The sequence below is a fragment of the Streptomyces sp. NPDC050842 genome (assembly GCF_044456565.1).
In the GTDB taxonomy this organism is placed as follows: Bacteria; Actinomycetota; Actinomycetes; order Streptomycetales; family Streptomycetaceae; genus Streptomyces.
In genome coordinates, this window is the sequence record NZ_JBITGA010000004.1 from 168,362 (window position 1) to 182,300 (window position 13,939).

Here is a 13,939-nt window from a genome sequence, read left to right on the forward strand (position 1 = left end):
CCGTACCCCCGACCGGATTCGAACCGGCGCTACCGCCTTGAGAGGGCGGCGTGCTAGGCCGCTACACAACGGGGGCCCTAGCGATCCCACCCGGCATGAGCCGGGTGATGTCACCGCGGATTCACCGGGAGCTACCCAAGTGTTCCGCAGGATGGATCTGTACCCCCGACCGGATTCGAACCGGCGCTACCGCCTTGAGAGGGCGGCGTGCTAGGCCGCTACACAACGGGGGCTTTGTGGATGCCATCCACGAGTTGCAGATGAGCTCTGCGAGCTGGCCTACCTGGACTCGAACCAAGACTAACGGAACCAGAAACCGTCGTGCTGCCAATTACACCATAGGCCACCGGGGCAACGTCCCCACCAGGGAGGACCTTACTCGGCTTGCGCTTTCCGGGTTCTTGCCTTTCGGCTTGTTCCCCTCGGCGCAGAAAGAACATTACCCGAAGGTGGACGGTGCTCCAAAACGGGTATCCCCGCCGAGCAGGGCGGGGAGCTGGCGGAGGTCCGTGATCCGTCGCAGCTCGGGCCGGCCGCCGATGTCCGCGCGGTCCAGCCAGATGCCCAGGAGCCCCGCCTCCACCGCGCCCCGCGCGTCGGTGTCGGGCTGGTCCCCGACGTACGCGATCTCCTCCGGGGCCAGGCCGAGGGCCGTGCAGGCGGCGTGGAAGGCCTCGGCGGCCGGTTTGGCGACACCGAGCTCGGCGGCGCACAGGACGGCCTCGAAACGGTCGCGGACGCCCAGGGCGCGGAGCTTGGGTTCCTGGGCGTGGATGCTGGAGTTCGACAGGACCGCGTGCCGGTAGTCGTCCGCGAGCAGGTCGAGGACGGGCAGGGTGTCGGGGAAGAGCTCCCAGGCCGCCTGGTAGTGGACGACGTACCGGTCGAACCAGTCGTCGGCCCCGGCGGCGGTGAGCTCCGGCGCCCCGAGGAAGTCCCGGACCCGGGCCCGCCGCTGGTCCTGGAAGTCGCCGCCCTCGATCTCGAAGCGGCGCCAGTGGAGTTCCGTGAGTTCCTTCCAGCGCTCCAGGGCCTGGTCGACGGAGTCGTACCCGTCGAGCAGGCCTTCGGTCGCCAGGTGCCCGCGCATGCCGGCGCGGTCGGCACCCTCGTAGTCGAAGATCGTGTCGTCCACGTCCCACAGGACGGCGCGGATGCTCATGCCACGACCGTACCGCCGCGCCCCGTCCCGCGCGGCTGTTTCGTCCGGGCCGGGAAACGCCCTGGGGGCGGCGACCGGAGTTCCGGTCGCCGCCCCCGGGGACGGATGTACGCGGCTCAGCCGGCGAGCTTCGCCAGCGCGGCGTCGATGCGCGCCAGGGACTTCTCCTTGCCCAGGATCTCCAGGGACTCGAAGAGGGGAAGGCCGACCGTGCGACCGGTGACGGCGACGCGGACCGGGGCCTGGGCCTTGCCGAGCTTGAGGCCGTGGGCCTCGCCGGCGGTCAGGACGGCGTTCTTGAGGGACTCGGGGTCGCTCCAGTCGGCGTCCACGAGCTTCTCGCGGGCCGTGGTGAGCAGCGCGGCCGGCTCGCCCTTCATCGCCTTGTCCCACGAGGGCTGGTCGAAGACCGGCTCCTGGAGGAAGAGGAAGTCGACGTTGGCCGTGATGTCCGAGAGGACGGTGATACGGGTCTGGGCGTGCGGCGCGATGGCCTCCCAGGCGGCGCGGTCGAAGTCCTCGGGCGCCCAGTCGGCGTGCGGGGCCTGGAGCCAGGGCTCGCAGGCCTCGGCGAAGGCCTTCACGTCCAGCATGCGGATGTGGTCCGCGTTGATCGACTCGGCCTTCTTGAGGTCGAAGCGCGCCGGGTTGGCGTTGACGTCGGCGATGTCGAACTTCGACACCATCTGCTCGATGGTGAAGATGTCCTGGTCCGCGGAGAACGACCAGCCCAGGAGGGACAGGTAGTTCAGCAGGCCCTCGCGGAGGAAGCCGCGCTCCCGGTAGAGGTTGAGGGAGGCTTCCGGGTCGCGCTTGGAGAGCTTCTTGTTGCCCTCGCCCATCACGTACGGCAGGTGGCCGAAGGCGGGGATCTCCTTGGCGACGCCCAGCTCGATCAGCGCCTTGTAGAGCGCGATCTGGCGCGGGGTGGAGGAGAGCAGGTCCTCGCCGCGCAGGACGTGGGTGATCTCCATCAGGGCGTCGTCGACCGGGTTGACCAGGGTGTACAGCGGGGCGCCGTTGGCGCGCACGATGCCGTAGTCCGGGACGTTGTCCGGGGTGAAGGTGAGCTCGCCGCGGACCAGGTCGGTGAAGGTGATCGGCTCGTCGGGCATCTTGAAGCGGACGATCGCGTCGCGGCCCTCGGCGCGGTAGCGCTCGATGCGCTCGGCGCTCAGGTTGCGGCAGGTGCCGTCGTAGCCGGACGGCTTGCCGGCGAGGCGGGCCGCGTCACGACGGGCCTCCAGCTCCACGGCGGTGCAGAAGCAGTGGTACGCGTAGCCGCCGGCGAGCAGCTTCTCCGCGACGTCCTTGTAGATGTCCATCCGCTGCGACTGGCGGTACGGCGCGTGCGGGCCGCCGACCTCCGGGCCCTCGTCCCAGTCGAGCCCGAGCCACTTCAGGGAGTCGAGCAGCTGGTCGTACGACTCCTCGGAGTCGCGCGCAGCGTCGGTGTCCTCGATACGGAAGACCATGGTGCCCTCGTTGTGCCGGGCGAAGGCCCAGTTGAAGAGAGCGGTGCGGACCAGGCCCACGTGGGGGTTGCCGGTCGGCGAGGGACAGAAACGGACGCGGGGGGGTGCCCCCTGCTCGAGCGAAGTCGAGAGCTTGGGGGAGTTCGCGTTAGCCACGCTTGATCACCTTATTGGTGAGAGTGCCGATGCCTTCGATGGTGACGGCGACCTCGTCGCCGACGTTGAGGGGGCCGACCCCGGCGGGGGTGCCGGTGAGGATGACGTCGCCGGGGAGCAGCGTCATGGCCTCGGTGATGTGGACGACCAGGTCCTCGATGGAGCGGATCATGTCGCTCGTCCGACCCAGCTGGCGCTGTTCGCCGTTGACCGTGGCCTGGATGGTCAGGTCGCTCGGGTCGAGGTCCGTCTCCACCCAGGGCCCCAGGGGGCAGGAGGTGTCGAAGCCCTTGGCGCGGGCCCACTGCTTCTCGCGCTGCTGGGCGTCGCGGGCGGTGACGTCGTTGGCACAGGTGTAGCCGAAGATGACGTCCTTGACGCGCTCGCGCGGAACCTCGCGGCACATGCGGCCGATGACCACGGCCAGCTCGGCCTCGTGGTGCAGCTCGTTGGAGAAGGAGGGGTACTCGATGGCGTCGCCGGAGCCGATCACCGAGGTGGTGGGCTTGAAGAAGGCGACGGGTACGTCGGGGACCTCGTTGCCGAGTTCGGCGGCGTGCTCCGCGTAGTTGCGGCCGATGGCCACGACCTTGTTGGGGAGCACGGGCGGCAGGAGCCGTACCTTGCTGAGCGGGACCTTGGTGCCGCTGAGCTCGAAGTCGGTGTACGGGATGCCCTTGATGATGTCGAGGACGAGGCCGCCGGATTCGACGGTTCCCTCGCCCTCGACGGCGCCGAAGGCCACATTGCCGTCGATGGAGAATCTGGCGATGCGCACGAGTGCTGTCGCCCCTCACTTGGTACTGGCTGGAGTCTGACGGTCCAGGCTAACGCGGCGAGGGGGTGGCCGACCGGCGGTGTCGGCGGTGTCAGCGGGACGCGGAGGCGTACGGGGCCGGCTCGTAGGGCGCGGGGGCGGTCATGAGGATGGTGCGGCGCGGGTTGGCCGTCTGCCCGGGGAGTTCGGTGGCGTACTCCGGCAGGGCGGGCCGGCCGAGCTGTGCGGCGTCCTCGAGGTGCACGAGGGTGGAGCGGCGGGGGTTGGCCGTGGACTGGAGCGTCGCGGTGTTCGTGGGGTTCATGGTGTTGATCAGACCCTGTCCCGGGAGGGGCGCCCGTGCGGGCGCGAGCATCGTGTAAAGCGTCAGGCTAAACATGCGATTCCCTTCGAATGCATGGCTAAGACAACGATCATCGTGTGAGTTTGCTCACCAATCACTCCACATTTCCGGCATTACGGACTGCCGCGACCCGTCACGGAAACGGGCATTCCGGCACTGAATGCTCTATTCCGCTCCTGATCATCGCGACTGGGACACACAGGCACCGGGACCCATTCAAGGAGAAACGCCCGAATCCTCCCTGATCATCTTCTACATGGGGTGACGCATCGAGTACGGGTTGTCATCCCGCTCCGGGTCCGACACGGGGCCCTTGTTGGAGGTCCGGCACTGTGCTGGAATTCCACGCACCGTCGCGGGTTTCAAGCCGGCGCGCAGGGGGCGCAACGCAGCGCCGGTTCCGAGTGGCGGGGAAGGGGGAACTGCGCCGGTCACCGACGATCACCTTGGGGCGCAGCCTGCGTCCCTACGACGCCGACACCGTCCTCTCCGTTCACCCGGAAGGACGCCTGGTCCAGAGGTTGCGACGCTAGTGCAGGGACGTTTCAAGAGGGATGGCTCGGGGTCTCCCCAGGCCCGTCAGGGCCGAGCCGAAGCTCCGGCGGAGCAGGAACCGCGTGCCGGGACCGACCGCGGTCCCTCGGCCTCGCACACCCCCAACCAGGGTCACGGACCGTCCGGCGACGGCGGCGACGGCAGGCGCGCGAGCGCCAAGGCCGCGCCGGCCGAGCCCGCCGCGACTCCCGCCAAGCCCAAGGCCGAGAACGAGGTCGGCCCTCGAATAGCCCTGCGCAACTGGCGCATCTCCACGCGTCTGGTCGCCCTGCTGACCCTGCCCGTGGTCGCGGCCACCTCCCTGGGCGGTATCCGCATCAGCGAGTCGCTCAAGGACATCGAGCAGCTCGACCACATGCAGCTGCTGACCAAGCTGACCCGTGAGGCGACCGACCTCGCCCAGGCCCTCCAGGCCGAGCGTGACCTCTCCGCCGGCCCGCTGGCCAACGGCAGGCCCACCAGCGACTACCAGGTCGCGAACCCGCGCAAGCGGACCGACCGCGAGTACAAGGCCTTCCTCGACGCCACCAACGAGATCCCGAACGCCGAGGAAGACGACGCGCTGCGGAGCATCCGTCAGAACGTCAACCAGATCGCCTCGCAGGTCATCGGGCTCCACACGATCCGCGGCAACGCCTTCGAGAAGGGCGTCTCCCACTCGGTGACGGTCGAGGCGTACAGCCGTCTCATCCGTTCGCTGCTCAGCCTGTCCCAGGACATGGCGCAGGCGACCAGCAACCCCGAGATGATCAAGCGGACCCGGGCGCTCGCCGCCTTCTCGTCCGCCAAGGAGTACGCCTCCATCCAGCAGGCGATCATCGCCGGCGCGCTCCCCCCGAGCGACAGGACCCCCGGAAAGATCCAGCAGGGCGACCGCCTCTACGGCGAGGCCGCCTTCAACTCCGAGGGTGTCGAGCTCAAGTCCTTCCGGGCCATCTACGAGGACACCGGCGGCGACGCCGAGGAGCTGACCGCCGTCCTCAACAACGGCGACCCGTCGATCACCGCCGCCGAGAAGTACGCCGAGCGCGTGCTGAAGTCGGACGAGGCGATGCCCGAAGGCACCAAGCGCGGCCACCTGAACTTCACCGACGAGTACGGCACCAAGATCACCTCCATGAACCGCATCGAGCGCATCCTGCTCGGCGACATGGAGAGCATGGCGCGTGAGCTGCGGCAGGAAGCCCAGCGCGACGCCATCATCAACGGTGCCCTGATCCTCCTCGTCCTCGGTGTCTCGCTCATCGGCGCCTTCATCGTGGCCCGGTCCATGATCCGCTCGCTGCGCCGGCTCCAGGACACCGCGACCAAGGTCGCCCAGGAGCGCCTGCCCGAGCTCGTCAAGCAGCTCTCCGAGTCGGACCCGCAGGACGTCGACACCTCCGTCGAGTCCGTCGGTGTGCACTCCCGGGACGAGATCGGCCAGGTGGCCGCGGCCTTCGACGACGTGCACCGCGAGGCCGTCCGCCTCGCCGCCGAGCAGGCCCTCCTCCGGGGCAACGTCAACGCGATGTTCACCAACCTCTCGCGCCGCTCCCAGGGCCTCATCCAGCGTCAGCTCTCGCTCATCTCCGAGCTGGAGTCCCGCGAGGCCGACCCGGACCAGCTCTCCTCGCTGTTCAAGCTGGACCACCTCGCGACCCGTATGCGCCGGAACGGCGAGAACCTCCTCGTCCTCGCCGGTGAGGAGCCGGGCCGTCGCTGGACCCGCCCCGTCCCGCTGGTCGACGTCCTCCGCGCCGCCGCCTCCGAGGTGGAGCAGTACGAGCGCATCGAGCTGGCCGCGGTCCCGGCGACCGAGGTCGCCGGCCGGGTCGTCAACGACCTCGTGCACCTCCTCGCCGAGCTGCTGGAGAACGCCACCTCGTTCTCCTCCCCGCAGACCAAGGTCCGCGTGACCGGTCACGCGCTGCCCGACGGCCGGGTGCTCGTCGAGATCCACGACACCGGCATCGGCCTCTCCCCCGAGGACCTCGCCGCGATCAACGAGCGGCTCGCCTCGCCGCCCACCGTGGACGTCTCGGTCTCCCGCCGCATGGGTCTCTTCGTGGTCGGCCGTCTGTCCCTGCGACACGGCATCCGGATCCAGCTGCGCCCCTCCGACTCGGGCGGCACCACCGCGCTCGTCATGCTTCCGGTCGACGTCGCCCAGGGCGGCAGGAAGCCCATGCCCAAGCCGGGCGGCGCCGGTCAGGGCGCGATGCCCCCGGGTGCCTCGGCCCCCGGCGGCCGGCTCCCCGGCGGTCCCGGCGCGGCCGGTGGCCCCGGCGGACGTCCGGGTGGTCCGGGCGCTCCCGGCGGTGCGCCCTCGTCGGCGGCCGGTCGGATCGGTGCCGGTGCCACCCGCGGCCAGGTCGGTACGAGCGCTCCGCGCGCCGCGCTGCCCGGTCGTGAGGGCGCCCCGCTCACGGGCGGCCCCCAGCCGTCCCGTCCCCAGCAGCCGCAGCACGCGCAGCTGGACCAGACCGGGCAGCTGCCGCAGGCACCCCAGGACCCGCTGCGTCCGGCCCCCGGCGCGGGCGGTCTCATCGGCGGTGCGGCGAGCGCCATCCCGTCCCGTACGGACGTGTGGGGCAACCAGGGCGGCCGGCAGGCCGGACCGGGTGCCCAGCAGCAGGCCCCGCAGGGCGAGCAGCCCGCCGGTTACGGCGCCCAGCGCGCCGAGCTGCCGGGCGGCAACCCTCAGCAGCAGCGCCCGCAGGCCGCGAGCTGGGGCAACGACCCGGCGCAGCAGCCGGTCCGGCGCCCGCAGCAGGAGATGACCCCGCTGGACGCCCCGCGCGGTCACGAGGACCCGGAGACGACGGGCCGGTACGCGGCTCCGGCGGCCCCCCAGGGCCCCGGTTCCACGGGCCAGTTCCCGCGCCCCGACTTCGGTGCGACGCCGCAGCAGGCCCCGCAGGGTCAGCAGGCGCCCCAGGCCCCGCAGATCCAGACGTACCAGGGCGGTGTGCAGGACCCGGCGTCGACGGCGCAGTTCCCGCGCCCGGACTTCGGCGCGGCGCAGGGTCCCGGTTCCACGGGCCAGTTCGCGCGGCCGGACTTCGGCGCACCGCAGCAGGCGCCCCAGCAGCCGCAGCACGCACAGCAGCAGCAGCCCCAGGGCTACCAGGGCGGCCAGCAGCAGCAGTTCGGTCAGCAGCCTTACGTACCGCAGGCCCAGCAGGGCCAGCAGGCGCAGCAGCAGGCCCAGCAGGCTCCGGCCCCGCGGCAGCGGACCGGCGGTCCCGACTTCGGTGCCCCGCGTCCGGCGAACGAGCAGGCCGAGCAGCCGCGTCAGCCGCAGCTCCAGCAGCCCCGCCGTCCGGAGGCGCTGCCGCCGGCCGGTGCGGGCGACGGTCGTACGCCGCTGTACGACACGCTGGAGACCAACTGGTTCCACCAGGAGCAGGGCCAGCAGCAGGGTCAGGCCCCGGCCGCCCCGCAGGCGCAGGGCCCGGGCGCTCCGGTGGCGCAGCGTCCGGCCGGAGGCCCGGCCGGTGCCGGTGCCGTCGACGGCCGGCAGAACGGCGGGGCCGCCTGGCGGACCTCGCCCAACGACGAGTTGGTGCGTCAGGCCGAGCGGGTGCGCAAGCCCGCGGCCGGCGGCGTCACCACCTCCGGTCTTCCCCGGCGCGTGCCGAAGGCCAACCTCGTACCCGGGACCGCACAGGAGCAGGCGCACACGGCCGGCCCCCAGGTCTCGCGTGCACCAGACGACGTCCGCGGCAGGCTCACCAATCTGCGCCGCGGCATCCAGCAGGGCCGGCAGGCGGGCAACTCGACCACGGGTAACCACCAGCTCGGTCCGAACCACCAGCAGGAGCGCTAGTTGAACGCGATGAGCCAGGCGGCGCAGAATCTGAACTGGTTGATCACCAACTTCGTGGACAACACCCCCGGGGTGTCCCACACGGTGGTGGTCTCCGCCGACGGACTCCTGTTGGCCATGTCCGAAGGATTCCCCCGCGACCGCGCCGACCAGCTGGCGGCTGTCGCGTCCGGACTGACCTCGCTGACCGCGGGCGCGTCCCGGATCTTCGAGGGGGGCCCCGTCGCGCAGACCGTGGTGGAGATGGAGCGCGGCTTCCTCTTCCTCATGCAGGTCTCCGACGGCTCCTCGCTGGCCGTGCTCGCCCACCCCGAGTGCGACATCGGCCTCGTGGGCTACGAGATGGCGCTGCTGGTCGACCGGGCCGGCAGCGTGCTCACCCCGGATCTCCGTGCGGAGCTCCAGGGCAGCCTGCTCCACTAGCGGGTTCCTCGCACCGACAGGGCGGTACGCCCCTCCGTACCGCCCTGAACATGTTCATCGTCCGGCCGCCCCACCCGGCCCCCCACCGGCCCCATCAGACGGCGGAAGCTCGCTGTCACGCCCGGAGGATTCATGACCCCGCCCCCCGCCTCTCACGATCCGTACGGCGCCTCAGTCGACGAGTACGGATACGAGGGCGACCAGCCGCTGGTGCGTCCGTACGCGATGACCGGCGGCCGGACCCGGCCGCGCTACCAGCTCGCCATCGAGGCGCTGGTCAGCACCACGGCCGACCCGGCGCACCTCGCCACCCTGCTGCCGGAGCACCAGCGCATCTGCCACCTGTGCCGTGAGGTCAAGTCGGTGGCCGAGGTGTCGGCGCTCCTTTCGATGCCGCTCGGTGTCGCCCGGATCCTCGTCGCCGACCTGGCAGAGGCCGGCATGGTGGCGATCCACCAGCCGGGCAACGGAGAGACCGGCGGCACGCCGGACGTGACACTGCTCGAAAGGGTGCTCAGTGGACTTCGCAAGCTCTAGCGGCGGCGCCGGCTCTCCCAGCCGGTCGACCACCAGCGCGAAGATCGTCGTGGCGGGCGGCTTCGGCGTGGGCAAGACCACGTTCGTCGGCGCCGTCTCGGAGATCAACCCGCTGCGTACCGAGGCCGTCATGACCTCCGCCTCGGCGGGGATCGACGACCTGACCCACACCGGGGGCAAGACCACCACCACGGTGGCCATGGACTTCGGCCGTATCACCCTGGACCAGGACCTGATCCTGTACCTCTTCGGTACGCCGGGCCAGGACCGCTTCTGGTTCATGTGGGACGACCTGGTCCGCGGCGCCATCGGCGCCGTCGTCCTCGTCGACACCCGCCGTCTCGCCGACTGCTTCCCCGCCGTCGACTACTTCGAGAACAGCGGCCTCCCCTTCGTCATCGCCCTCAACGGCTTCGACGGAAGCCAGCCGTACCAGCCCGAGGAAGTCCGCGAGGCCCTGCAGATCGGTCCGGACACCCCGATCATCACCACGGACGCCCGCCACCGCGCGGACGCCAAGAGCGCGCTCATCACGCTCGTCGAGCACGCCCTCATGGCCCGTCTGAAGTAACGGGCCGCAGGATCGGACGGCCCGTCGGACCGTGGACGGGCCCGTGCGTTTGTCATATGCCTGCACGCGGGGTGATCTGTGTCCTTCGACACGGACGCCCTCGCGTTCATAACGTTTCGACAGAGAATTGGGGCGCCTCGGACACCCGATGCATCCGACCGGTGTCACTGCGCTCACATGAGCCCCGCCATTTGGCGGGGCTCGCTCTTTATGCCCGTTTTATGTCGGGCCTGGACCCCAGAAAGCGGTCGCTTCCCACTGTTTGGAACGGAACCCCTTCACGTGCTGCAATTCATGAACTCCCGAGTAGTACGGCCCTGAACGAAACACCGGCACAACGTAGGTGCCGACGCCGAGAGGTTGTTGGTCGAGTGAGGCGCAGCAAGGAAAGCTCCGCGGAGCAGGAGACACGGGGCAACTTCACCCCGCCGTCGCGCACAGCGGTGTTCCCCGCGGACGTGCCCGTGACACCGCCGGCGGCGGCCGCCCCGGGCAGCTCCAGCAAGCTGTCGCCGCGCAACTGGCGGGTGCCCACCCGTCTGAACGCGATCCTCCTCATACCCGTGCTCGTCGGCCTCGTCATGGGCGGCTTCCAGGTCAAGGGGGCCATCGACACCTGGCAGGAGGCGCAGGACGCCGAGAAGACGGCCCTCATCGTGAAGGCCGCCTCGGAGTACAGCACCGCGCTCCTCAACGAGCGTGACCTCACCGCCGCTCCGCTGCTCGCCGCGAAGACCCCCGAGGACCGCAAGGCCGACGCGGTCGAGCAGGCGTACGCAGCGACCGACGCCGCCCGTCTCAGGTTCGACGAGGCCGCCAAGAACCTTCCCTCGGGCCAGGGCCTGGAGCGCCGACTGCGGCTCTTCAGGGACGAGGAGCCGAAGCTCGCCGCGCTGCGCAAGGCCGCGTACAGCCGCTCTCTCGACCCGGTGAACACCCAGCTCGGGTACACCGGCGTCCAGCACTACCTCACCGAGTTCTCCAACGAGCTCGGTCTCGGCACCGGCAACGTCACCACCTACGGCCGCAGCGTCTACGCGGTCCAGCTGGCCAAGGGCGCCGAGTCACTCCAGCGCTCCATCGGCACGCAGCTCCTGGTCCGGCCCAGCCGGACGGAGGCGGTCTTCGCCCAGCAGTCCGTGGCGTTCAACTCGTACAACTACCTGGAGCAGATCGCCCTCGGCGAGTACAGCTCCGGCGCCCTGCCCGAGGACGTCGAACTCCTCAAGAAGGTCATGGCCGGCAAGGCCGCCGAGGGCGCGAAGCAGATGCAGGCCGCCGACGTCGAGCTGCCCAAGGGCAAGGACGGCTCCGTCTACTCCGGCGTCGCCTCCGCGATCGGCACCGCCAAGAGCCCCGAGGCGCTGGCGGCCCTGAAGTCGAAGGGCATCACGGCCGAGACCTGGATGGCCGTCGCGACCGCCAAGTTCGAGGGTTACTCCGAGGTCGAGAAGGCGCTCGTCGACAAGGCCGTGTCCGAGGCCGTCAAGATCTCCGACGAGGCCAAGACGGACGCCTGGGTCATCGGCGGCATCGTCGTCGTCGCCCTGCTCGCCGCCTTCATCCTGGCCGGCATGATGGCCCGCCAGATGAGCCGCTCGATGCAGCAGCTGCGCACCGCCGCCTTCGGCATCGCCGAGCAGCGCCTGCCGATGCTCGTCGACCAGCTCTCCCGTACCGAGCCCGGCCGGGTCGACACCCGCGTACAGCCGATCCCGATCGACTCGCAGGACGAGATCGGCGAGGTCGCCCGCGCCTTCGACCAGGTCCACCGCGAGGCCGTCCGGCTCGCCGCCGAGCAGGCCATGCTCCGGGGCAACGTCAACGCGATCTTCACCAACCTCTCGCGCCGCAACCAGTCGCTGATCGAGGGCCAGCTGACCCTCATCACCGACCTGGAGAACAACGAGGCGGACCCGGACCAGCTGGAGAACCTCTTCAAGCTGGACCACCTGGCGACCCGTATGCGCCGCAACGGCGAGAACCTCCTGGTCCTCGCCGGCGAGGAGCCGGGCCGCCGCTGGGACCAGCCGGTGCCGCTGGTCGACGTCATGCGCGCCGCCTCCTCCGAGGTGGAGCAGTACGAGCGCATCGAGCTGGCCGGCGTACCCGAGGCCGAGATCCACGGCCAGGCCGTGACCGACCTCGTCCACCTGCTCGCCGAGCTCCTGGAGAACGCCACCACGTTCTCCTCCCCGCAGACCAAGGTGCGCGTCACCGCGACCCGTCTTCCCGACGGCCGCGTGATGGTCGAGATCCACGACAAGGGCATCGGCCTCACCGCCGAGGACTTCGCGGACATCAACCACAAGCTGGCCAACCCGCCGACCGTGGACGCCGCCGTCTCGCAGCGCATGGGCCTCTTCGTGGTCGGCCGCCTCGCCGACCGGCACGGCATCCGGGTCCAGCTCCGCCCCTCGGGCGAGCAGGCCGGGACGACCTCGCTGGTCATGCTGCCGGACGCGATCACGCACGGCGGTGGCGGCGAGCAGCCGGTCCACGACGACTTCACCGTCTCGCAGATCATTCCCCAACAGCAGCAGCAGAGCGCCTTCGAGGCCCCGGCTCCGCAGGCGATGCTGACCGCAGCCGACCTGGGCTTCGACGACTCGCGCTACGAGGAGCAGGGCGACGGCGAGCTCGAGCTCGACCCGGTCAACCGCTCGCTGACCCGCGAGGAGCGGCGCGCGACCCTGGGCGCCCAGGTGCAGGGCGGCGACCGTCCGCTCTTCCGCGACGAGGCGGAGCCCGCGGCGCAGGAGTACGGCCAGGGCCAGCAGGAGTACGGCCAGGGCCAGGAGTACGCGCAGCCCGAGGCCTACGGCCAGGAGTACGCGGGCGAGTACGCGCAGCACCAGGAGCAGCCGCAGGAGTACGGGCAGCACCAGGAGTACGCGCAGCAGCCTCAGCAGCAGTACGGCCAGGCCCAGGGCCAGGCCCAGGAGTACGCCGGCGAGTACCCGCAGCAGGGCTACGAGGCGTACCCGCAGCAGGGCTATGCGGAACCCACGTACGAGACTCCGGCAGTCGAACACCAGCAGTACGGCAACGCGTTCGATCCCCAGCCCCACCAGGGCGAGTGGCAGGATCAGAGCGCCTACCAGGGTGGCTACGGACAGCAGTACGGAGCGGAATCGGAATCTGCTCCGGCCGCTCCCGAACAGGCCCCCGACCGCGTAGGCTTCGACCGTCCGGGTCCCACTCCGAACCCCGCCCCGGATGCCGGCCACGCGCTGACCGACGCAGGTCTGCCGCGCCGCGGCAGCGTCGCCCCGCAGACGCAGCAGGCGCCGCGACAGGCACCGCCCGCGCAGGCCCAGCAGCCCGCGCAGGCGCAGCAGCCGGCGCAGGCCGAGCAGCCGGCGGGGTCGGTAGAGCAGCAGAAGGAAGCCGAAGGCCCCGAGGCCTGGCGCTCGGCCAACGACGAGCGCTGGCAGCGGGCCGGGAAGCTGAAGGACCCGAAGGCGGGCGGGGTCACCTCGTCCGGTCTTCCCCGGCGGGTCCCGAAGGCCAACCTGGTCGAGGGCACGGCGGAGCAGACGCCGCAGGGCGGCCCCCAGGTCTCCCGCGCACCCGAGGACGTACGGGGCAGGTTGAGCAACCTGCGCCGCGGCGTCCAGCAGGGACGCAACGCGGGAACGGACACGAACGGATCGGGCCTCGGCCCGGGCAGTACCTACAACCAGGAGCGTTAGTGTGAGCATGAGCCAGGCGGCGCAGAATCTGAACTGGTTGATCACCAACTTCGTGGACAACACCCCCGGGGTGTCCCACACGGTGGTGGTCTCCGCCGACGGACTCCTGCTGGCGATGTCCGAGGGCTTCCCTCGTGACCGAGCCGACCAGCTGGCGGCCGTCGCCTCCGGACTGACCTCGCTGACCGCGGGCGCGTCCCGGATCTTCGAGGGTGGTGCGGTCAACCAGACCGTGGTGGAGATGGAGCGCGGCTTCCTCTTCATCATGTCGGTCTCGGACGGCTCCTCGCTGGCCGTGCTCGCGCACCCGGAGGCCGACATCGGCCTCGTGGGCTACGAGATGGCACTTCTCGTGGACCGCGCGGGATCCGTCCTGACTCCCGACCTCCGGGCGGAGCTTCAGGGAAGTCTTCTCAACTAACAGACAGACAGT

General features: G+C 70.5%; 10 protein-coding genes and 3 tRNA genes. 6 read left to right on the forward strand and 7 right to left on the reverse strand.

The window, feature by feature from the left end; genetic code table 11:
- Window positions 1-3: 3 nt before the first annotated feature.
- The 7 genes from ACIBG6_RS13905 to ACIBG6_RS13935 form a co-directional block, all read right to left on the reverse strand.
- Window positions 4-76, reverse strand: a tRNA-Glu gene (locus ACIBG6_RS13905).
- A gap of 84 nt (window positions 77-160) precedes the next feature.
- Window positions 161-233: transfer RNA gene (locus ACIBG6_RS13910), tRNA-Glu, on the reverse strand.
- Window positions 234-274: 41 nt separating this feature from the next.
- Window positions 275-346 (reverse strand) — tRNA-Gln (locus ACIBG6_RS13915).
- Between the two features lie 93 nt (window positions 347-439).
- Window positions 440-1,162, reverse strand: coding sequence for an HAD family hydrolase (locus ACIBG6_RS13920; RefSeq protein WP_399222822.1), 723 nt, complete (start codon window positions 1,160-1,162; stop codon window positions 440-442).
- A gap of 116 nt (window positions 1,163-1,278) precedes the next feature.
- Window positions 1,279-2,793: a glutamate--tRNA ligase gene (gltX, locus tag ACIBG6_RS13925; protein WP_399222823.1), complete on the reverse strand. Its 1,515-nt coding sequence runs from the start codon at window positions 2,791-2,793 to the stop codon at window positions 1,279-1,281.
- Window positions 2,786-3,571: a fumarylacetoacetate hydrolase family protein gene (locus tag ACIBG6_RS13930; protein WP_024755926.1), complete on the reverse strand. Its 786-nt coding sequence runs from the start codon at window positions 3,569-3,571 to the stop codon at window positions 2,786-2,788. The genes gltX and ACIBG6_RS13930 overlap by 8 nt, the downstream gene beginning before the upstream one ends.
- A gap of 91 nt (window positions 3,572-3,662) precedes the next feature.
- Window positions 3,663-3,875, reverse strand: a complete 213-nt coding sequence (locus tag ACIBG6_RS13935; RefSeq protein ID WP_399222824.1) for a hypothetical protein — start codon at window positions 3,873-3,875, stop codon at window positions 3,663-3,665.
- A gap of 571 nt (window positions 3,876-4,446) precedes the next feature.
- On the opposite strand from ACIBG6_RS13935, the gene ACIBG6_RS13940 reads away from it, so the two are divergent.
- From ACIBG6_RS13940 to ACIBG6_RS13965, 6 genes are all read left to right on the forward strand, one after another.
- Window positions 4,447-8,280, forward strand: a complete 3,834-nt coding sequence (locus ACIBG6_RS13940; RefSeq protein ID WP_399222826.1) for a nitrate- and nitrite sensing domain-containing protein — start codon at window positions 4,447-4,449, stop codon at window positions 8,278-8,280.
- A 9-nt stretch (window positions 8,281-8,289) separates the two neighbouring features.
- The gene (locus tag ACIBG6_RS13945; protein WP_015036421.1) at window positions 8,290-8,703 is read left to right on the forward strand and encodes a roadblock/LC7 domain-containing protein; all 414 of its coding nucleotides are present in this window, start codon (window positions 8,290-8,292) and stop codon (window positions 8,701-8,703) included.
- 132 nt (window positions 8,704-8,835) lie between these two features.
- Window positions 8,836-9,240 (forward strand): DUF742 domain-containing protein, encoded by a 405-nt coding sequence (locus ACIBG6_RS13950; protein ID WP_024756254.1) that lies wholly within the window; start codon window positions 8,836-8,838, stop codon window positions 9,238-9,240.
- The gene (locus ACIBG6_RS13955) at window positions 9,221-9,811 is read left to right on the forward strand and encodes an ATP/GTP-binding protein (protein ID WP_317599476.1); all 591 of its coding nucleotides are present in this window, start codon (window positions 9,221-9,223) and stop codon (window positions 9,809-9,811) included. Before ACIBG6_RS13950 ends, ACIBG6_RS13955 begins: the two co-directional genes overlap by 20 nt.
- Before the next feature lie 371 nt (window positions 9,812-10,182).
- Window positions 10,183-13,506 (forward strand): nitrate- and nitrite sensing domain-containing protein, encoded by a 3,324-nt coding sequence (locus ACIBG6_RS13960; protein ID WP_399222828.1) that lies wholly within the window; start codon window positions 10,183-10,185, stop codon window positions 13,504-13,506.
- Between the two features lie 7 nt (window positions 13,507-13,513).
- The gene (locus ACIBG6_RS13965) at window positions 13,514-13,927 is read left to right on the forward strand and encodes a roadblock/LC7 domain-containing protein (RefSeq protein WP_053725133.1); all 414 of its coding nucleotides are present in this window, start codon (window positions 13,514-13,516) and stop codon (window positions 13,925-13,927) included.
- Window positions 13,928-13,939 lie beyond the last annotated feature (12 nt).

Excerpts from the sequence above, each read along its gene's own strand:
- ACIBG6_RS13920 (WP_399222822.1), bottom strand. The coding sequence starts at position 1,162 with ATGAGCATCCGCGCCGTCCTGTGGGACGTGGACGACACGATCTTCGAC.
- ACIBG6_RS13935 (WP_399222824.1), bottom strand. The coding sequence starts at position 3,875 with ATGAACCCCACGAACACCGCGACGCTCCAGTCCACGGCCAACCCCCGC.
- ACIBG6_RS13945 (WP_015036421.1), top strand. The coding sequence starts at position 8,290 with ATGAGCCAGGCGGCGCAGAATCTGAACTGGTTGATCACCAACTTCGTG.
- ACIBG6_RS13950 (WP_024756254.1), top strand. The coding sequence starts at position 8,836 with ATGACCCCGCCCCCCGCCTCTCACGATCCGTACGGCGCCTCAGTCGAC.
- ACIBG6_RS13965 (WP_053725133.1), top strand. The coding sequence starts at position 13,514 with ATGAGCCAGGCGGCGCAGAATCTGAACTGGTTGATCACCAACTTCGTG.